General features: G+C 37.9%; 15 protein-coding genes and 1 tRNA gene. 4 read left to right on the forward strand and 12 right to left on the reverse strand.

The genetic code is table 11. The annotated features are described in order from the left end of the window. Positions 1-97 precede the first annotated feature (97 nt). Complete coding sequence (locus tag ACOOE0_RS01695) at positions 98-1,123, reverse strand: LacI family DNA-binding transcriptional regulator (protein ID WP_420400752.1); 1,026 nt, start codon at positions 1,121-1,123, stop codon at positions 98-100. A 150-nt stretch (positions 1,124-1,273) separates the two neighbouring features. Between ACOOE0_RS01695 and ACOOE0_RS01700 the strand changes: the two genes are divergently transcribed. Continuing rightward, entirely contained in the window at positions 1,274-2,314 is a 1,041-nt protein-coding gene (locus ACOOE0_RS01700) for a PfkB family carbohydrate kinase (RefSeq protein WP_420400753.1), read from the forward strand. A 12-nt stretch (positions 2,315-2,326) separates the two neighbouring features. Beyond that, positions 2,327-2,998 carry a bifunctional 4-hydroxy-2-oxoglutarate aldolase/2-dehydro-3-deoxy-phosphogluconate aldolase gene (locus ACOOE0_RS01705; protein ID WP_420400754.1) on the forward strand — a complete coding sequence of 224 codons (672 nt, stop codon included), beginning with the start codon at positions 2,327-2,329 and terminating at the stop codon, positions 2,996-2,998. A gap of 395 nt (positions 2,999-3,393) precedes the next feature. On the opposite strand, the gene ACOOE0_RS01710 is transcribed toward ACOOE0_RS01705, so the two are convergent. The 7 genes from ACOOE0_RS01710 to ACOOE0_RS01740 form a co-directional block, all read right to left on the reverse strand. Then, complete coding sequence (locus ACOOE0_RS01710; protein WP_420400755.1) at positions 3,394-4,854, reverse strand: TolC family protein; 1,461 nt, start codon at positions 4,852-4,854, stop codon at positions 3,394-3,396. Positions 4,855-4,893: 39 nt separating this feature from the next. After that, complete coding sequence (locus ACOOE0_RS01715; RefSeq protein WP_420400756.1) at positions 4,894-6,267, reverse strand: ABC transporter permease; 1,374 nt, start codon at positions 6,265-6,267, stop codon at positions 4,894-4,896. Further along, positions 6,264-7,508 (reverse strand): efflux RND transporter periplasmic adaptor subunit, encoded by a 1,245-nt coding sequence (locus ACOOE0_RS01720; protein ID WP_420400757.1) that lies wholly within the window; start codon positions 7,506-7,508, stop codon positions 6,264-6,266. The genes ACOOE0_RS01715 and ACOOE0_RS01720 overlap by 4 nt, the downstream gene beginning before the upstream one ends. 1,793 nt (positions 7,509-9,301) lie before the next feature. Then, positions 9,302-9,595 (reverse strand): hypothetical protein, encoded by a 294-nt coding sequence (locus tag ACOOE0_RS01725; RefSeq protein ID WP_420400758.1) that lies wholly within the window; start codon positions 9,593-9,595, stop codon positions 9,302-9,304. A gap of 67 nt (positions 9,596-9,662) precedes the next feature. Next, complete coding sequence (locus tag ACOOE0_RS01730) at positions 9,663-10,280, reverse strand: hypothetical protein (RefSeq protein WP_420400759.1); 618 nt, start codon at positions 10,278-10,280, stop codon at positions 9,663-9,665. Beyond that, complete coding sequence (locus ACOOE0_RS01735) at positions 10,270-11,340, reverse strand: BF3164 family lipoprotein (protein ID WP_420400760.1); 1,071 nt, start codon at positions 11,338-11,340, stop codon at positions 10,270-10,272. Before ACOOE0_RS01735 ends, ACOOE0_RS01730 begins: the two co-directional genes overlap by 11 nt. Before the next feature lie 425 nt (positions 11,341-11,765). Next, positions 11,766-12,011 carry a hypothetical protein gene (locus ACOOE0_RS01740; RefSeq protein WP_420400761.1) on the reverse strand — a complete coding sequence of 82 codons (246 nt, stop codon included), beginning with the start codon at positions 12,009-12,011 and terminating at the stop codon, positions 11,766-11,768. A 301-nt stretch (positions 12,012-12,312) separates the two neighbouring features. On the opposite strand from ACOOE0_RS01740, the gene ACOOE0_RS01745 reads away from it, so the two are divergent. Next, positions 12,313-14,178 carry an O-antigen ligase family protein gene (locus ACOOE0_RS01745; RefSeq protein ID WP_420400762.1) on the forward strand — a complete coding sequence of 622 codons (1,866 nt, stop codon included), beginning with the start codon at positions 12,313-12,315 and terminating at the stop codon, positions 14,176-14,178. 580 nt (positions 14,179-14,758) lie between these two features. Then, a complete protein-coding gene (locus tag ACOOE0_RS01750) occupies positions 14,759-16,789 on the forward strand; it encodes a transglutaminase-like domain-containing protein (RefSeq protein WP_420400763.1) in 2,031 nt (676 codons plus the stop codon). Positions 16,790-17,287: 498 nt separating this feature from the next. On the opposite strand, the gene ACOOE0_RS01755 is transcribed toward ACOOE0_RS01750, so the two are convergent. The 4 genes from ACOOE0_RS01755 to ACOOE0_RS01770 form a co-directional block, all read right to left on the reverse strand. Beyond that, positions 17,288-18,535 (reverse strand): site-specific integrase, encoded by a 1,248-nt coding sequence (locus ACOOE0_RS01755; protein WP_420400764.1) that lies wholly within the window; start codon positions 18,533-18,535, stop codon positions 17,288-17,290. A 231-nt stretch (positions 18,536-18,766) separates the two neighbouring features. After that, positions 18,767-18,841 (reverse strand) — tRNA-Val (locus ACOOE0_RS01760). Between the two features lie 117 nt (positions 18,842-18,958). Then, on the reverse strand, positions 18,959-20,212 hold the full coding sequence (locus ACOOE0_RS01765) for an OmpP1/FadL family transporter (RefSeq protein WP_420400765.1): 1,254 nt from the start codon (positions 20,210-20,212) through the stop codon (positions 18,959-18,961). Further along, positions 20,193-21,524 carry a DUF4270 family protein gene (locus tag ACOOE0_RS01770; protein ID WP_420400766.1) on the reverse strand — a complete coding sequence of 444 codons (1,332 nt, stop codon included), beginning with the start codon at positions 21,522-21,524 and terminating at the stop codon, positions 20,193-20,195. Before ACOOE0_RS01770 ends, ACOOE0_RS01765 begins: the two co-directional genes overlap by 20 nt. Positions 21,525-21,714 lie beyond the last annotated feature (190 nt).

The following is a 21,714-nucleotide window of genomic DNA, read 5'->3' on the forward strand; positions in this document are numbered from 1 at the left end:
TCTCTTCGGGAAGATTTACCGTTTTTCATAGAATGCCTATAAAACCTATAGGAATATGGACATCTCTTCTAGAAAGAAAATTCCAAAGCTTGCTTGATCAGTTGCCCTGAAGGTTCTCTTTTGTGAATATTTCCAAGGCCATCAATTGATTGGTACTGACCTCCGTGTTGGCGATCAACTTATCATAAAAAGCTTGAAGCGCAAGCTCACCTTGTTTACTTGGGTTTTGATCAATTATAAAGTCGATGGTATTGCGGGTAAGACAGGTTTTATTTTCGTTAATCAAATCAAAGCCCACTGTTCTTCGATGACCTTTAAACCCCTTGAGTTCCTTGACCAACTGATGAGCACGTGAATTAGGTATGAAGATATGTATTGGGCCCGAATTCACATCTTCGTGAATCTGATTCAAAAATTTTTGGGTTCCACTGGATAAGTCAACATCAAATATAAGTCGGGTATCATAGCCGTGGGTCTTATAGTAATCCCGAAATCCCTTGATACGTTCCTCTATAGTTTTATTGAGGCTATCAAAATCAAAAAATCGGGCAATATACACTTTGTGCCCCTTCGGAAATCCCAAATTGAGCAATTTGGCCGCCAAATACCCCGCCTGGAAGGAATCTTGACCTATAAAGGCTAACGGATGGGACACTTCCAGATTGGAGTCCACATAAACATAGGGGATATCACGATCATCCAGGGTCTCGGTCAAACGACTAATCTCGTCCTCAACCAAGGGCGCCAAAATTACACCATCAGGTTCCGATTCCAACATCTGTTGGGCCTGCTGCTGTAAGGAGGTTTCGCTATGTCGATCAAAGGTGAAAAATTCGGGATGGATTCCAAGGGACGCATACCGTTCGGCCGTTATGTTTATGGCATTGTTAAGCGTACTCCAATATTCATTGTCTTTGGGGAGAAGTACAGCTATGTGATATATCTTGTTAAGCTTGAGACTTCTCGCATAAACGTTGGTAGTGTAATTGCCTTCATTGGCAATTTTTAGCACAAGCTCCTTGGTTTTGGCAGCTACTTCACCCCGATTGTGTAGCACTCTATCCACCGTTCCTATGGAAACTCCTGCTCTTTTCGCTATTTCCTTGATTGTAATCCGCTTCATTCTCCAAAAAAAGAAAAAAATCCTTTTAAAATTGATTGCAATATACTACTTTTGAATTTCTCCGTGTAGGTACACGGAATAATTATTAAAGGCTCGGCCTTGTTTTTTTAAATCGTTTCCGTGTACGTTAACGAAACAACTAATACCAATATGAAAAAAGTAGTGACATTTGGGGAAATCATGCTCAGATTGGCCCCTCCAGGATTTTTAAGGTTTTCACAAGCCAATTCCTTTGATGCGATTTATGGTGGTGGAGAGTCCAACGTTGCAGTCTCCTTGGCCAACTATGGAATTCCAGTGGATTTTGTAACCCGTCTGCCTAAGAATGACATTGGGGATTGTGCTTTAATGGAAATGCGAAAAAGAGGGGTGAATACCCAAAACATCATTTTTGGTGGTGATCGCTTAGGTATTTACTTTCTGGAAACCGGCGCGGTTAGCCGAGGCAGCAAAGTCGTTTATGACAGAGCACACTCCGCCATGTCTGAAATTAAACCGGGAATGGTGGATTGGAAAGCCGTCTTTAAAGATGCGCAATGGTTCCACTGGACTGGTATTACACCTGCTATTTCCCAAGGTGCCGCGGATGCTTGCTTAGAAGCTGTAAAGGTCGCCAGCGAAATGGGGGTTACCATATCCACAGACTTAAATTATAGAGCCAAACTATGGAAGTATGGGGGTGATCGTGAAGCCATCATGACTGAACTTACCTCTTATTGCGATATTATTTTAGGCAATGAAGAAGATGCAGAAATGCATTTTGGAATCAAACCTGAGGGGATAAGTGTACAGACAGAGGGGCATCACGTTAAAGCGGAGGCCTTTTTATCCGTATGCCAACAAATGATGGCCAAATTCCCAAAGGCACAAAAAGTTATCACTACTTTAAGGGGATCCATTTCTGCCTCCCACAATACATGGGCAGGGGTACTTTACGACGGTAAAAAAATGTACGAAACCACCCAATACCAAATTACGGATATTGTTGATCGTGTTGGTGGTGGCGATTCCTTTATGGGCGGGTTGATCTATGGATTGCTCACCTATCCAAAGGATGATCAAAATGCCCTGGATTTTGCAGTAGCAGCATCCTGCTTAAAGCACACCATTAAGGGGGATGCCAATTTGGTTACTGTTGCCGAAGTGGAAAAACTAATGGGCGGCGATGCCTCTGGAAGAGTAGCCCGATAAAAACAAAATCAAATGGCTAGATTTACTAGAATAGACGTAGCAATTCAGATGAAGGAAACCGGGATGGTTCCGGTTTTTTATCATAGTGACATAGAGATTTGCAAGAAAGTGCTAAAAGCCTGTTACCAAGGTGGTGCAAGGGTTTTTGAATTTACCAATCGTGGGGACTTTGCCCATGAAGTATTCACGGCCCTGGCCAAATTTGCGGCCAAGGAAACTCCCGAAATGATCTTGGGAATCGGTTCAGTGGTTGATGCCAGTACCACCTCCTTATATATTCAATCAGGGGCCAATTTTGTGGTTTCACCCATCTTGAATCCAGATATGGCCAAAGTCTGCAATAGGCGTAAAATTGCTTGGTCGCCCGGTTGTGGTTCCCTAAGTGAAATCTCCTCTGCTGAGGAATTGGGTGCCGAAGTAGTCAAAATTTTTCCTGGCTCCCAGGTAGGAGGACCTGCTTTTGTAAAAGCTGTGAAAGGCCCTTCCCCATGGTCCAGTATTATGCCCACCGGAGGGGTAGCACCAACACATGAAAACCTCAAGGCTTGGTTTGATGCGGGGGTGCACTGCGTTGGTATGGGCTCTAAACTGTTTGTAAAAAACGATGCCGGAGAATTTGATTATGACGGATTGACCAAAAAAGTTGCCGAAACCCTCGCAATTATCCAGAAATTGAAACCTTAGCAGCGATTTAAACCCAATACTTCATATATCGATAACGACCAACAAAAAAACCTCAACATAAATGCTGAGGTTTTTACTATTGTAGTGGGCGCGAAGGGATTCGAACCTGTTTCGCCAACCCTTATGTTTATTACGTTATCCTTGCCGATGTCCTGTTATTAACCGAATTACAGATCTTTCTTAATTAATTCGCCTTCGTAGATTTCAAATCTAACTATAAAATATCAAACAGTATTAATATCTCTTCAAAGAAATCAGTAATCAACTGGAAAATCATCGCAAACCCTGTTTTGCAATTCTCCTTTTGATATACTTGTCAATAGCTGGTGTTATAAATGTAGAATTTGAAGTCGGAACTACTTTTAATCAACAAGAATCAATCTGTAATTTTAACTCTAATAGTCGAACACCAATTCATCTACTGTTATTTTCTGATCAGCAATAAAGTCAAAGAGGGTCAATTTTCTCAGTAAATAGTAATCGGACCAAAACTTTTCCAGTGAATTCAAATAATCGATGATAGCCTTGTCCTTTTCCTGTTGTGCCAAGTTGAGGTCGGTTATGGTAATCTTGCCCAGGACATAACGTTTTTTGGTGATTTCATAGCGCTTGAGCGCCACTTCCTTGGCTTTCTCCGCAGTAACAAGAAAACCCCTTTGATTGGACCAGTTCAGGGTATGAAGATATATTTCTTGTTCAAAGGCCTGTTTTTCCTGCTTGATGTTTGTATCGGTGAGATCAAGATCCGCTTCGGCCATTTTTCTTCTGGATTTTGAAACGCCCCAGTCAAAAATTGGAATTTCCAGCCTTGCGCTTATATTCTGCTGCTGGTCATAATCCTGAAAAAGGGTATTGTAATCATCCGATTGTCCGTTAAGTCCAAAATTGGCATTCACCCTTAGTCGTAAGCGGTTATTTCCTTTGGCCTCGGCCAGCTGCTTTTCCATTTCCAATCTTCTTCTCCGAAATTCAATTACCGCCTTTCGGTTGTCATAAGCTTCTTCCAGTGCTTTATCCACGCTCACATTGAATTCCCTCAATTCTTCCGGGACGGACAATGACAGATCCTCGGTATCCAGGTTCAAGAACCTGGCCAGGTCCTGCGAGGCCCTTTTGAAAGCTATTTCATTGGTGGTGACGCTATTCTGCGAATTCAAGTGCCTCAATTCCATCTGCAAAAGGTCATTTTCCGCTATCTTCCCAATTTTGAACCTGCCTTTTGCAATCTGTAATAAGGTATCCTGATTGGAAAGGTTCCTTTTGGATATTTCCAATTGTTCTTGGGCTTTCAACAGATCAAAATATCGTCTGCAAGTGGTTAGGGAAATGTCCTCCATCCTTTCAATAAAATCCCTCTTGGATTCCTCAAACATCAAAGGTTCTATTTTTTTGTCCCATTTAAAGGGATTGTAGAACACGGAGTTTTGGAAATAGCTGATTGAAAAAGGTACCACAGAATAACTGGTGGAATTGTTGTCCCCGAACCTGTCTATACGTTGAAGTTGGGAGTTCACGGCAAAAATCCCCCCGGTATAGGGGACTTGTTGGGTAAGACTAAGTCCTGCATCAATTATGGATTGGTTCTGGCTTACAAAAATATCCTGTCCCAAATCGTTGGTAATCCTGTTTACGGAATTGGCATACGTTGGTGATAAGTTCAGACTTAGTCCAGGCAAAAAACTGGCCAGATAGTTTCTGTACCTCCAGTATTTGGCCTGGGTTGTGTTTACCAAGGCTTGGTACTCTGGAGAGTTGCCTTGTGCCATGTGGATGGCCTCGGTCAAAGCTACATTCCTTTTTTGTGCATATATCGATGTGCACAATATGGCACAAAACAAAAACAAGGTATTTTTCATGGATAAGGTTTATCAAAGGTGGACCTATTGTACCCGGTATTATTCCTGTCTAATGGCCTCTATGGGTCTTTTATTCGCCGCTGATCGTGCTGGAAAAACGCCAAATACAAGTCCGACAAGCGTAGCCACAAAAAATGACAACAGAATAGATCCTATGGTTAAAATGGTTTCAATGCCTGTGAGTTTTTCAAGACTAAACGAGGCTATTATTCCCAATAGCACCCCGATAATGCCCCCGCCAAGACTGATTAAGATAGATTCGGACAAAAACTGCCAGATCACGTCTTCGCGAGTGGCTCCCAAAGCTCTTACGATTCCAATTTCCTTGGTTCTTTCAAGAACCGAGGCCAGCATAATATTCATAATGCCTATTCCACCTATCAGGAGTGAAATGCCCGCAATAATGCTCAGTACAATATTGAATATCTGCTTGGTCTTTTGCTGCTGCTTTAAGAGGTTGATGGGAATTGAAATTTCAAAATCGAGGACATCATTGTGCTTTCTTTTGAGCATTTTACTGACCACTTCTGCGGTAGCTTTTAGTTCATTGGAATTGTTGACCTGGATGGTCAATCTATCAATTTGGTGATAGTTGCCCCTCGGGATTCTTTTCTTGGGACCGCCTTGCCGCTGTCCAATGATTTGATTGTAATCTATAGCCTTGTCGGTGATGATTTTTCGGTCCTTATACCTGACCAAAAAGGTTTTTATGGGAATATACACATCTTGGTTAAGGTCCCGAATACCGAGATTTTCTTGGGCCGTTTCGGAAATCAGCTTCTCCTCTATGATACCCACTACCTTGAGCCAAACATCTTTGACCTTAATCTGTTTTCCCAAGGCGCTCTCCCCTGTAAAGAGCTTTTTTTCTACTTTTTCCCCAATGATGCATACCGGCATTGCGCTGATCAGCTGTTGGTTGGAAAATCTACTTCCTTGGCCTAAATGGATATTGGAAGTCTTAAAATAATCATTGGTTATCCCAATCAATTTGACATTGTCCTGTTTCCCGCCATTGATCATGTAGGTGTCCATTATAATTTCAGGACTTGTCATTTTAACCGTGGGAATGTTTTTTTCTATACTGGAGACATCCAACATGTCAAGACCCTTTGAAAACCTTTTGGCCTCGGTTGCGCCACTGCCGCCATTATTTCCCTCCTCATCTTGGGAACCCTCATCTTCCTCATCGGGTATGGGCGTGACCACAATATTGTTGACACCCACTAATTCCAATTGTGCCAATATTTCCTTTTCCGCACCCTTCCCAATGGCCAACATGGTGATTACCGCCGCAACACCAAATATGATTCCAAGGGCGGTAAGGAATGTCCTGACCTTGTTAATGGCTATTACCCGTAGTGCCTCCTCAAAGTTGGACTTAACCTTGTCCAAGAACATCTTGTCCATCATTTTAACGGCTTGATGTTCTTGTCATCCAGACCTTCTGGTTTGCTCAGATAAACAATATCGTTTTCCTCCAATCCGTTTTTGATAACTACTTCGTCCACGTTGGAACTCCCTAGTTCTACTTCCTTTTTCTCAATGGAAAGTCCGGATTTAGCATACACATAACTGATGGAATCCTGGGAAAATATGGCTTCCAAAGGTACGGTTAGAACATCTTCTTCCTTGTCGATAAGAATGCGGTTGGATGTCGTCATCCCGGGGCGGACGTTATCATTGGACTCGTTGAATTTGATCAACACCTGAAACAGATTGATGTCCGACCCACGCTTCTTCTCGCCAACGTTGGCCACATTGGTGACTATTCCTTTTATAGTAACATCAGGAAATGCATCAAACCCAATGGTCACCTCCTGTTCCTTGATGATCTTCCGGATATCCACCTCATTGGCATAGGTCTTGGATTCCATTTTGGTGAGATCTGGTAAAGTGGCAATTGTCGGATCCCATGGACTTATGTTGGAACCCACTGTTCTTTTAGAACCGTCCCAGTTTTTGGCATAGGTTACCATCCCGTTGGCATCTGAATGTATGGTAAACGACCTTTGCAGGGTGGTTAGATCTTCCAACTGTTTTTGGATTTTGGATACCTCAGTGCCAACCTCGACCATTTTGGCAATGGCCTTGCGCTTTTTGATCTGGTAATCCTCTTTTTTTTCTTTGAGATCCCTTTCGGCCCTTTCAATTTTAATCTCGAGCTGCTTAATGGTGCTTGGAGGTTCATATATGGAACGTTCCAGTTCCAACCGATCCTCTGCGAGGGTAAATTCAAGATCTTTGATCGCCGTCCGTTCCTGTTTCAAAGTCAAGGTGGTGTCCAATTGTTCTTGGGTGAACTTGGATTGGGCATTCTCCAAATTGAGTTGTGCGTCTATAATCTGCCCATTGAGCTCGGAAGGATCTAACCGCCCTACGTAATCTCCTTTTTTGATAACGGTCCCTTCTGGTATCAAATCCTGTATCTTCACATTGTTCAACCGGTACTTTCGGATATCAGTGGGACCGTTGATTTTTTTTAAACTGGTGGACTGGGCTTCTCCGGAAATAATCACTTCGTCCAGAAAAACTCCTTTTTTTACGGTTGTGGTTACGGATGAATTACCTTCGGAGCCATCAGAGATAAAGACGTATAAAAGAAAAACAATGACAATTGGGGAAGCAATGAGAAAAAGCTTTTTTCTGCTCATTTTTGGTTGGTGTTGGATTGGTGAACTCTCAAAAATAGTCAATGAAACCTTACAAGTACCGTACCATATGTTATACTTTTCACAACAATGTTTAAACTTTTGTAAAAAATTCGTTTACATATTTGAATGAGCAAAAATTTAGGCTTTTGTAAGCTTACAGATGTTCAAAATGAATTACTCAATTTCTTTATCTCAGGGTATTGCTATTTCTGTAAATCCTCCATGACGATACTAATTTTGAACGTATTATAAAGATTCATTAATTCCTTGGAATTCATTGCCCTGTTCAACTTGTTTAGGTTTTCCGTTTGTCTAGCGTAGCAAAGAAAAAAGGAAAAGCAAGAGGGTAACACGCTAAAGCGATGTTATGTTTACATTTTCCTTTGGATGGACTAGATTTTAGGGATTCTTGCAAAACATTAATGATTAGCAACTGTATCATTGTTTAATAAAAAATACTCCTAGCCCAATAAAATGAATCGGTTTTTGATGAAAAAACAGTTTTAAAGTCCGTTTGTTCCTTAATTAAATCATTCATCACCAAGTTTGGATAGCTTTTCGAATAACTGTTGAACTTTATGTGAACGTCTAGTAAATGCTGAAAAGGATAAGGTTGCTTATTTGGAAAAGCTTCTTACTAAAGATTTAGCTACCTCGCTCAGTAGTATTAGTTTGGTAAGCTTTGGGACTTGCAGCACTTCACTTCGTTTCGTTCGCTTTCTTCGTTTACTTCGTCATTTTGTGGTGCTTCCAGATTATTTCTCAATATATGCATGTTCTTACTTTCTTTTCTTTCCAAAACTTGGTGTTTATCCGCGTTGTAGAAAGTTTTCGATGTCCCAACATCTTAGATATTGTCTCAATTAAAACTCAATTGGTCATACAAATGGTGATGACAAATATAGACCTCGTCCTATGAAACATTGGCTCTTTTTGATATTTGCCTTATCGGCCATATCTAAAAGAAAGTATTAATTTTTTGATGGAGATTCTTTGAAAGAATGTGTTAATTATAAAAGCTCTTGTATCCTGGCAAGAATCGAACTTTTGCTTCAAATCTCAAGCTATGTTGAAGCTTCCATTTTTGTTTTCAATATATTGGCGATTTATGAAATCCTAGGTTAGTCCAAGTTTGAAGAATCATAAACAACATATCACATTTTTTAGAGATAATTGTTCCAATTTACAATTAAAAACTCTCTAATCATATTAGGTTTATGGTCATTTTAAATATGCCAAAATCCTCTTTTAACAATTAATAACTTACATTACCAATTTTATTCTTAGTTGCTAAATAGAAAAGACCCATCTATAGAGGACATGATTTTCCTTGATTACATAGCACTTTCCACTACATTTACCATTGCTGGGAGTTAATTTCTCCCCTTGGAAATAGAAGTAAACACTTTGAATTTGGAAGGCGGTTCAAAGGAGGTCTTTCCGCATTGTGCAATGATGACTCTCGGTGTGTTTTAGAAACCCACCCCTGACGTGAACATGCTAATAACTTGTTCTCACGATAAATGGAAACACTTACTATCCCAATGAATCACGGCTTAAATTAGAGTTGAAGAACAATAACGGGAAAATCGTTGTAATGATAGATAAATGTTATGAAACTTTTAGATATACCAAGGTTATAATGGTGGGTTTTATTTATACTACCGCAATGCCAGTTCTTGTTGTCCCTGAAGTTGACCTCATCCAATGAACACTATAATATTACCGTAATCCAACAATGGCATATCAAATATTCGAATTAATCTTACTTTGTTCCAAAAATTCCTTTGAACTTATCTGTTCTTTGTTATTTTAATATCGATTGCTGTATTCTTTTTTTTTCGATTAATATTCTGCCACATCACCTTTAAATCATCCATTTTTAATTCTTCTTCCCCAAATTCAATCAATTTAATAAACCGAACAGCATTTTCGATGACTATCTTTTTATTAGGATGTTCATTAATCCAGTTTTCCCAAAAGCTTTTTGTCTCCAAGTCTGGGGTTAAGACCCATTTTTGAAAATGTTCATCTTTTATAAAGTCCTCCTCGGAATAATGATTATAATTCATTTGTGATGAATCCATTTAATAAAAATACAGATTTTAGAGGAACCACTACTTCTATTAATTATTTCAAGCTAAAATGCCTGTTTTACTTTGCATTCACTGTCAGCAATTTTGTTCTCTTTTGGATTTCAGAATAATAGGAATTTGCTATATCACTTGAATATAAGGGATTACCTATAAGAAGGATTTTGTTACTCTGGTCTGTCAACACAGTTTCCATGTGAACATTATCTTTCATGAAAGGGTTATTTTTGGTATATATTCCTTCAGTGTCTAAAAAAAAAGGAAACTTAAAATCTTCAATCAGACCTGATTCACTCAAATGCTTGAGTAATTCAAAGTTGTCGTCTGAGTGAAAAATCATGAAAACTGGCACGTTATTTTGAATGGCCTTGTCAACAAAATCATCCCACATTTTGATTTTCTCAATGCAGGTTGGGCAGGAAGCATTTACATACGTATAGATTTTACAATGTGACTTGGACATTTTGACACTATCGGAAACATACTCTAAAAAAGGAGCATAGACTTTAAGGCTATCGGGAATTTGCAAGTTGCTCCCTAAAGCGTTTTCAACAGAGTTTTGGAGTGAATCCAATTGATCCTTTTCCAAAGTATTCTTCCCATCCTTGCACGAAAAGAGTCCCATAACAATAATCGCATAAATTCCAAATTTTATATAAAGTCCTTTTTCAATTTTCATCGTTTATTATGGATTTTAAAATAAAACCAGAATTATAATCGTAGGCAAATAGCTCCCTGTCATCTGGACTAACCGTAAAACATAAAATTTCTCTATCTAGCATCATTTTTTTAATAGGTTTGCCACTCCAATCATATACAAATATGTATTCAGCATGGTGAGAGTTTTCATCTTTTTCTAGTTTTCCAGAAAATAACAAATAGATATGCTTTTTAGTGGTAGCACCTCCTACAAAAGCGTACCTTGTTTTTGCTGTTCTTCCCATGGCATGTCCATAATTTGTCATTGCTTTATGGTATACTGGTTCAAATCCTTCAGGACCCATTATGGCATTGCCTTGATGCGTTTCAGACTCGTATATTTCCAGAACATCTGTAAACCGATATGCCAAAGCCAGTTTATTACCTCCTGGCTGGGAAAATATGTAACTCTCATATACTGACTTGATTAAACTTAAGGGAGTATCATTTTTAATATTATGAAATTCTCCAAATTCTCCAATCAATTTGGTAGATTTCAAATCAAATCTTTGAATCTTTTTATCTGAATCCACATCCCCAACTCCAAAATAGCTCAAAGTATCTAGAAATTCCACCATGTACAGAGGTTTGTCAACTGGGTACTCAGTAAATACTTTTGCCAACGAATCATTCGATTTTTTAATATCAGTAACCAATATTTTTTTTAGAGTTATGTCATAAGCCCATAGCCATCTGTTATCAATAATACCATTTGAAATACAACCTAGCGCTTTACCAGCCCCTCTCCCACCTTTCAGATAACCTTTTCCTAACACCTTGTCATTGAGAGATAAATTATAGAAGAAAGATGAATTTTTACCTGTAGCATTAAAAATTATCAATGTAGAGTCAATCAAATGCATTCCATATGGGAATCCATTATTAAACTTTACAACATCATCAAACGAAATTTTCTGGTATTTCTGAAAATTAGAATAAGATTCTATATTGGAATTTAACAGCACAATTTTATCATCACGGCATCCATGCAAAAAAAATGAAGTAACTAGCAATGCCAAGAAAACTTGTCTGAAATTCATAGGTTAATATTAATGGTAAAACAGTTAGGAATAATTATGGCCATCCCAGACTAAGCACTTGAATTGCAACATGATACAATCAAACAATTTACATTGCTTTTCGATACCAGTGTTTCGGGATATTAAATACAAACCTTGGTATAAAATCACACCAATCATAGCTAGTTACAATACGGCTCCTAATCCAATCAAAGTAACCTGTAGTCAGCTTAGTGAATCAATATTGACATATCACAGCTCAAACTACTGAAAAAGGGTTTGTTCATTAAACTTAAAACGAAACAGGCAAAAGAATATCAGGACATTCTTTTGCCTTTCAAAACTTTTTCTACCATTTAATGTTAATAACATTAAAAATTAAAGGCAATGATTTTAAATAAATTAGAATATTTAATGGGATAATAATCTAATCGAATTCACCATACTTAGTTGTAACAATTAACGAACTGACTAGCATCCCTACATCCAAGAACAGTAGTTCCGGGAGGATTACACCTATCGAATGGATTTGAAGTGGCTAAACATCCATAATAAGCGGTTTCGCTATTAGCAATATTAGATGCAATTACTCCAGATAAAGTCGCTTGACTCTCATTCGATGTTTTCGCATTCAAAAAATAAGCCCCCGTAGCCATCAACATAATCGCTAAAATTCCGATACTTTTTTTCATGATAATAGGTTTAAAAATTAAACTTTATAATAAATTCATTAAAAGCGAGCTAATCGACCAGTTTTTTTATCAATCCGTGCATCCAGTTCACCATCATAGATAAAGTGCAATTCATTATTTGGTCTTGTAATCATTGTTTTATACAATAGGACTAATCTATAAAATTATAGTATATTTTCCAAGTTTTATGTAGTATTTTACCTACTTTAATTTGCGTACTCATATCAACAAAAGCCCATTTTTGAATTTTACATACTTCAAAATAGTCAGAGATAGCTACAACAGGATTCCTAAAGTCCCTATGAAAATTATTGCGTTGATACTTTTGTTTTTAGTGATTCCATCACTAAATGATGAAAGTCTGCAACAATCAACTTTGATAACCAAAACGATATTTCATGTCTATGGACTTTTAATCATAATAGGGTTAAGCACGATGATTTTTCTTTTCAAGCAAGGTAAAATGGCAATATTTGAAGTTTCATGGATAGATATCGCTCTTTTGATTCTCTTTTTGTTCATTGTGTCCAACAGGTACATTGTCCAAAATAATTACAGTTTTTCCATCCGCTTTATAGATTTTTTGAGCTTACTTATTCTTTATTTAATTCTACGAGCTCTCAAAGGGAGAAGCATTATATTTTTGGCGATGGCAATAATAATGTCAGGTGCGGTACAAGCAATTTATGGAAACCTTCAGTTGTTGAACTATTTCCCTTCTTTACATTCCAGGTTTGCTATTAGTGGTAGTTATTTTAACCCAGGGCCCTATGCTGGATTTTTAGCTACATGTTGGACCCCTTCCTTTGGGATGTATTTGTTCAAAGATAAAGTCACCTCTTTCTTCCAATCAAGGAGGGTTTGGGAAAATTCAAAAATGGTTTTTTTTATAAGTTTATTAATCAAGTATGTACCTCTTATCGGTCTTGTATCCATTGCAGTTGTATTACCCTCAACAAAATCAAGGGCCGCCTGGATAGCGGTAATAGTCGGGTCCACATTATTGTTGTTAATAAAGTATAAAGTGCTTGAATGGTTTAAATCTTTAACAGGCGAGAGAAAAATTACCATTCTAGTTGTGACCACCGCATTGGTTATAGGCGGAGCCTTGCAATTATACAATTTTAAAAAAGTATCAGCTGATGGAAGGATATTAATTTGGAAGGTATCAGGAAATCTCATAAAGACCAATCCGATTTTCGGGGTCGGCTTTGATCGCACTAATGCCCATTACATGGACATCCAGGCTAAATATTTTAGTAACAACCAACACGATAAGGAGCACGAATTAGCGGATAACACATACTATATCTTTAACGAGCCGCTCCTAATTTTAATTGAGAATGGCCTTATAGGATTTGTCCTTACCATAGTGGTGTCCTTCTTAATTTTTAAAGTAAAAGTGTTAGAAAAAGAAAAAATCTTAAAACTCATTTGCATTGCAACATTGCTCACCATATTCATCTTTGGACTGTTTTCCTATCCCTCCCAAATTTTATCCATAAAAATGATTGCAGTCTGGGCAACTTCATCCCTGGCAACTATGGACAAGAAAAAGATTGTTTTTAATATCAATTACCCCCCTAATTGGGGAAAAACCTGTAAACAATTGTCAAGGTTGGTGGCTGTCTCCTTTATTTTGCTAATGTTGAAAGGAACATATATTTACATAAAAAAAGTAGAAAGTGAATTCCGAAATTGGCAGTTAGCAATAAACGCATACAATTACGGATCATATACTACCAGCTTAATAAAATTTAAGAGTGTATCGACGGTACTGGGAAGGGATGGGCAGGTTTTGATGAACTATGGTAAGGCATTGGTAATGGCCGGAAAAAATAACAAGGCAATAGTAGTCCTTAACCAGGCTAAACATTATTTGAACAATACAATAATTGAAATGGCCCTTGGGGATGCCCACAAAACTATCAAGAATTACAAAAGGGCTGAAAGGGCCTACCAACAAGCAGCAGATATGGTTCCCAATAGATTTTACCCCGATTATCTATTGGTCAAGTTATATGAAGAATCTGGTCAGAGCCAAAAAGCCGTAGAAAAGGCACAGCTAGTCCTGCAAAAAGAAGTTAAAGTCCCCTCGATAGCAATAGAAGAAATAAAAACAGAAATGATCCAAGTTTTAAAACAATATTCTAACACAACTAACTAAACAATATCTCATAACAAATGATGATGATATTATGGGAATAATGTAATAATAAAACCATCCTTCGGATGAGTTCAAGATTCCCTTAAAAATGAAACGACAGTTGTTCCGAGGAAGCGTAGATCACTCAAAAAAAACGAGGATGTTCATAGTGGACTATACACTTGCTACTAGCTACTAGCTACTAGCTACTAGCTACTAGCTACTATGGAATATTCCAGGAATCAATTACATCCATGAAGTCAACAGAATTTAAATCAAACAAATATTAACATTTATTTTACTACATTTATATAAGTATAATATTTATTTATTATTAGTTTTTTACTATTAATCATATCGAAATAAGAAATATTTTCTTTTCTAATTTACATTATCGATGTTAGGATATCTAGGCAGGTATCTGACATTGTGCTATTAGTTAATTGGATACCACTGAATTGAATCCAAACATTTCTAGTGTTAGTTGTTTGACAATTCCTAAAGCTACGTCTAACAACTTGGATAAATAAAAAGATACAATGGTTTTAAGTTTCTATGAGTCTTTTCAAACCTGTTTGCTTTGTATATTAATCTTTCCAGAATGAATCATGCAACGTTTACTGATAAAAAACCAATTCTGCTAGTATTGGAAACTCTAATAATGATTTTACTAAGTACTTCATTTATTTCATGTAACGATTTGGAATCTGGAATTCCTGATAATGTCAAAAAGAATTTAAAAAGTGCCGGTAAAAACAAGAAAGAGTTAATGCAGGTTATCCACACCTATAGTAAAAACAAAGGAGATAGTTTGAGAACCGAAGCAGCTTACTTTTTACTGGAAAATATGAAATATCACAATGGTACAGAAATTGATCCAGCTTTTTTACCAGCGTTCTTCAAAGCAGCAGAAGCTCGAAGCAATTTATCGAACGATAATGATTCTGTTCCCTTATCGCATGTAACAAAATATGTTTCAAATGTTTTCAATCGAGCTATCGATTCAATAACAAACAACTACGAATTTACAGCTTACACGCATTTAAAAAATGATTTGCAAAGTTTAGATTCAAGATTTTTAATTGAGAACATCGAAATGGCATTTCATGCATACAACAGCAATCCTATGAGCAAATCAATTGATTTCAAGACCTTTTTACAATTTGTATTGCCTTACCGGGCTGGGAACGAACCCCTGGAGTATGGTAAAAGAAGAGAATTATATAATAGATATTCTCATCTGCTGAATGGACTTGATGAAAACAATATTAATGATAGAGTAGAACAAATTTATAATAGCATAGGTCTATATGCCGTGTGGGGCAATCAAGACAAACTACCTGGACCTCAATCTCTTAGCCAAATGGACATGACTAAATTTGGTAATTGCAGTGACATTTGCAATTATCTTGTTTCTGCTCTAAGAGCAATCGGGATACCAGCTGGGACTGATTACTCGTTAAAATTTGGCAACAGGCATTCGGCTGCTCCACATTTTTGGGTTTTTTATATAACCCCAAGCGGTTTTGAATCCATAAGCGTAGGGTTTGAGTTTGAAAGAATAAGAAGCCTATATCGGATTTCGAGTATCCCAAAAATTTACAGAAGGTCATTTGACTACCGCAATAATCATATTGACATTACGGAATTATATAAACCAACACACGATATTGACGTGCCTATAATAATGAATAAAGAAGAAGCAATTAGAGAAGAAGTATATATCGGTGTATTTGATGTGAGTGAAAAATGGTTTACAATTGATAGAGTAAGTTCAATAGATAAAAATACCGCACGCTTCACAAATGTTAGCAGTAATATAGTTTATCATATGTATGTTGACAAAGGGCAGAAAAAAATACCTTTAAACTATCCATTTGTATTAAATGATAACGGAAAGATAAGGTTCTTTAAGCCTTCAGAAAATAAGCACCAGTCTACAGAAATAGCAAGAAAGTACCCCCCATTTTGGGTAAGAACAAAAATGAAAAAACTTAAATGGAAAAGTTCGATAAACGATTGTGTTTTTCAGGGTTCTAATGTCCAAAGTGAGGATGGATTTGTCGATTTGCTGAAAATTGAGGGATTCGATTCAACTCATGAATTGATTTTAGAATTTGACAATCAACAACCTTTCAAATACTACACATTAAAATGTCCTGCTGAAAAGTCTATTGATTTAGCCACCTTCATTCCTCAGAACATACACAATAAAAGTATTTCATGGAAAAACTTGGAATCTTCGCCAAATAATTATGTTGACCTCAAAAACCTTTCCGATTCTTCTAGTCTTTCTTTTATCTCTGCCAAGGGTATCAAATTAAAATACGATTTTGGCGTTCCGACAATTATTAACTCAATCAAAGTTCAATCCAGAAACGACGAAAACCATATTTTACTTGGTGATGAATACGAGATGTTATATTGGGATCATGATTGGAAATCATTGGGTTCCCAAATTAGCTCTGATACTATTTTGAGCTTTGATCAGGTTCCAAAAAATTCATTATTATGGTTAAAAAACCAAACAAAAGGGAAAGAGGAGTTTGTATTCAGTTTGACAGATTTTGGTAAACAACACTGGTATGGATCAACAGAATATCAACTTGATGTACTGGATTCAATTCAATAGGTAGAATAATTTAGTAATAACTAAAATAAAGGGGTTTTGGAAATCAGAAATCTCCCGATCTTTATCAAATAATCAACTCTATCAGTAAGACAACTTTAATAATAACGAACGGAACGAAGTGGAATGTTGCAAGCGCATAACCTTGCCAAACTAATTTACTGAACAAGGTAGGTCTCTCTTCTTTAGAAATCTATGTTCTTTCAAATGTTATTGCACGGATAAAACTATTATTCCTTTAACTTGCAAGTACTTTCTTCTGCTTTGTTCTAACTATTTTAATGTCGTCAACCTGGATATTTACAGGTAATATTGTGAAAAATTATTAAGTTTTATTAGAAATCTTTAATGCTTTTGTGACAACTCATTTTAAAACTCTGATAATCTTCAAACCTATATAAACAGGATTTTTACGAAGGAAAACCAACTAGTAGAAATCTAGCATGCTACCTTCTTACCATTCCTCCTAGAGTCGTTAAGACGATGCTAAAATGAAAACTTTTACTCAACCGCAATTGAATCTGACAACTTGTTATTAAGAATTTTTTCCAAACCGCCCATATCTTCACTGATTTTTCTATCCAATACTCGTGCATAAATTTGGGTAGTCGCCAATCTTGTATGCCCAAGAATTTTGGATACTGTTTCAATAGGCACCCCATTGCTCAAAGTAATTGTGGTTGCGAATGTATGTCGTGCCATATGGAAAGTGATATTCTTTGTTATGCCACAGGCATCTGCAACCTCCTTTAAGTAACTGTTTAATTTTTGATTAGAAATTCTGGGAAAAAGCTTGCCAGTATTTCTCTTTGGATGATATTGGTACCTTTTTATGATTGATAATGCTGGCCCTATCAAAGGTAGTTTAAACGAATTTTTGGTTTTTAGCCTCTTAGTACTAATCCAATTTTTGCCATCAATACCTATCACAAGATTATCTTCGCTCAGGTTCATTACGTCACAATAGGAGATACCTGTATAACAGCTGAACACAAACAAGTCCTTTACAATTCGCAACCGCTCTATTACCGTATGGTAGTCTTGTATATTTTGGAGTTCTTTCAATGTCAAAAACTCTCTTTCCTTTTTTTCCATCCTGACCTTAAACTTTTGAAATGGGTTCTTTTCAATCCATTCATTATGAACCGCCATGGTGGTCATTTTACGTAATCTTTGGACATGTTTCATCGCGCCATTATTTGAGAGCTTTCCATGGTAATGTAGTGGATGTAACTTGCGTAAAAATGTTTCAAAACCTACAATAAATGGATGATCCAGTAGCGACAATTTGTAGTCTTCACATTTATATTGTTTCTTGATATACTTTAATAGGTATTTCTGGGTGGTCCTGTAATGGCTTAAGGTTGCCCTGCTCAGAATATGGGCACTATGAGTATTGTGATACTCAAAAAGTGCTGTCATGGTAATTTGGCTTTCATCTTCACCAAAATAATGTGCTTTTACCATCTGTGGGGTGATATGGGGTAAACGGGATCGTAACTCTCTATAGCATCTAAAAAGTTCTGATTCTACCTCCTTTAAATAAGCATTGATTTCTTTGGCTTCTCTTGTACGACCAATTACTCTTGATGCTTTCCTATCCCAAGTATTTACCGCGATGGTGTACTTTAAGCTAAGATTCACTCGCTGAGAATCAATAGTGATGCGAGCATAAATTTTTGCAGTTTCATCATCCCTTCTTGAGGTACTAATCCAGAAACTGATGGAAAATGTTGACCGAGTTCTCATAGGTTTTGTGTTAAATTAAAAGAAAATCACCTACGAAAGCCAAATCTTAAATCATTGTAAAACAGATAATTACAGGTTTATTCGGTTAACACTTTTCAAAAATTATTTTACTAACCGAATTGCAGACCAAAACATATCATATCAAACCAAATTAAATGGTCGCCTAAAAACATCAAAACCTTGCAAATCAATAAGATGTGCAAGGTTTTGTTTTTACATTAACTCTTAACGTGGGCGCGAAGGGATTCGAACCCCTGACCCCCTGGGTGTAAACCAGGTGCTCTGAACCAACTGAGCTACGCGCCCATTCCATTTTCCAAATGGGAGTGCAAATATAGAATAGTTTTCTGTTCTCCCAAAAGAAATAAAACAAAAAAGATACGCTTAAAAGCTACGGTCACTTAATTTCTTTTCGTCATGGTTCTAGTTGATCTTTCTTTTTTTGAACCAAAGGTCTTCCAAACTAAAGTTAAGCGTTAAAACATGGTAGTTTTCTTGCACCAATACATTCTCAATTTGCCCTTTGGAACCATAGCTATAGGACAAATTTAAAAGGGAATTGGCAAACCTGCCCGTTGGCAGCCCCACACCCAAGGTGAAGTTGTAACCCTCAATCTTTCGGTCATTGATTGCCAAATATCCATTGTCATAATTTATCCCGGTCCGTAACCTGATCCGTTCACTGTATTTCCGCCCCATGGGGTTCTTTACATACTCAAATCCCAACGCATAGATATCCTGATCTTGGTAGGCGCCTATGCTTTCGGTCTGATTGGTATCATTCCAAAAGTTCCTTTTATAATCCGCACTCATGGCCAGAAAGTCGGTTAGTTGAACGCCAAGCCCCACTCCAAATTCCAACGGGAGCCTAAAGCTGTCCACACTGCCTCCTTCATCTTCTGCTACAACTATTTCAGAATCCAGTATTGTTTTATTGGCGGATCGCACAAGATTTCCGGTTAGGGAAACGGGCAGTTGAATCGTGCTTCCAAGTGTAATTTTCTTGGTTAGATCCAATTGGGCGCCAAAACCAAATCGGAAACCACTGTAATTGGTAGTTTCAGTGATTTCCAAACTGCCACTGCCCACCTGGAGAAATTCGTTTTCCTCAATGTTTCCGAACAGGAGGGATGCGCTAAAACCCAATCTGATTTTTTCCGTTGGGCCATACCCTATGTTCACCCGAAGGTCGTTCAAGCCACCCAAACCCGTAACATTGCTTTCAAAAACCTCGCTGGAACCCTCAATGTTGGTTTGGATTCCAAGCAACGAATAACCCACATCGCTGTATGGAATCAGGGCAATACCCGCACCCAGTCGCTCCTCGATTCTGAAAGCGAAGGCCAGATTGGAAAAATTAAGGGTGGTTTTGGATTCAGTATCGGACTGATTTTCGAAGGAATTGAACTCTCCCACCACGCCAACATCATAAAAAAATGAGTTTTGGGGAATCAAGGCATAGGTTGCCGGGTTTAGGTTATTGATCCCCGAATCCGTCCGAAGCCCAATCCCAGAATAACCCATACTGTTAGCTGCGCCTATACTCGTCTGGTTTATCGCTCCCAGTCCATAAAGTGAATAGGGACTACTTGTCAATCCTTCGGATTGGGCGGCTAACGGACCCAAGGAAAGCAGAAAAGCCACTGCAATTGGTATCTTAATTGTCATCTTCATCATAAATGGCATAGGTTAGTTCTAGTTGCGCGTTATGTTCTGCCGATCCAGCTCCGTTAAGGACAAACCGATCCACAGTGGAACCAAAATCTTCCGGAAGTAGGATCAGTGCCTCACCAGTTTCATATTCCGCCTGTAATAGCTCATCCAAGTAATTCACCAGGGATATCTCATAAAAGATGTCATTAAACTCCTCATTATCCCGATTGAGTACGCCAGTGACGGGGAAAATTTCATCAATAGCCAATTGTGCTATCACATCATTATTACGGTCTACAATAAAAACCGAAAATCCGTCCCTAAGTATTAGCTCATCATTATAAGACCCAGCAACCGGTTTAATCTTTAAAATGGCATCCATGATAGTTCCCTGACCGTTTATTTCATAGATGCTTTTTAGGGATGGAAATTCAACTCTTGTAGTAATTCCCAACCCCGATTGGATAAAACTTTGCCCAGCGGCGTCATGACTGCTTAGATTGATTTCTTGATCTGTAAGTGTCTGCAGTGGGTCAATAGGCGCTTCAGCACTAATTTGATTGAAAAATGGGACTGGAGTATCGTTCAGGTTGAGTTGAAGATCAATATGGTCCAAAGTCCTTTCATCCTCCTCGGCAATCCCAAAATGAATTCGTATAAAACTCGCCCCAATTTCTTTGGAAAACCCAATAACGGAACCATCGTCGTCCATACCCGGCAGCAATGCAATTCCCTTGAAATAGTCAACAAATTCATCGGCGTTGGTAATCAGATTGTCCTGCAACTTTCCAAAAAGGTCTTGCCCAAGGGCATCGTCCAGTTTAACTTCCAGGGTATCCGCCTCAATCGGTCTGGGATCATAAGTAAATATGCCCAAATCTTCATCGAAGTATTCAACCGTGCTTGTATTGTAAAAATTATCCCCTTCCGCAGGGCGCAAAGTTTTAAGCAGTCGTTTAACATGAATCGTGTTGGTGAGAGTGGTATCATTGTTGTAATAGCCGTCAAAATTTAAATGGAGGGTTATACTATCGTATTCAGCTTCCACATCAATGGCGTATTCGGAGGGGATTAATCCCATATGGCTTGCCGCCCTTACAGTTCCAAAAACAGGATCACTATATTGGCCAACCAACATTCGCGTGGCCTGGCTGGTCACAATACTATCCATTTTCAGGGTAGACATGTCAATAGTAAGCGTATCTATAAGCACCACCCTAACATTGCTATCCGTAAATGCTTCCCCAGCCAAAAAATCGGATTCGTTCAAATTCTCATCATTACAGGAAAGGAGTCCCGCGAGAAACGGGAACAATATCCACAAAGCATTTTTCATAATTTTTTGTTTGCGGTAAAAGTAGCGGCCTCCATTCGGCACTAAAATGCCGATAGACCAACACTTCTTCTTTTAAGACAAATGCCTTGTATTTCCCTATGAAGCCGTTTTCCCTGTTCGTAGATGGAATTTCCCTTTTCATATGTTAAAAAGCCAACTTTATATATTCCCTGATTGGACCGATGGGCGG

This window comes from Flagellimonas sp., assembly GCF_965215805.1.
GTDB lineage: Bacteria > Bacteroidota > Bacteroidia > Flavobacteriales > Flavobacteriaceae > Flagellimonas.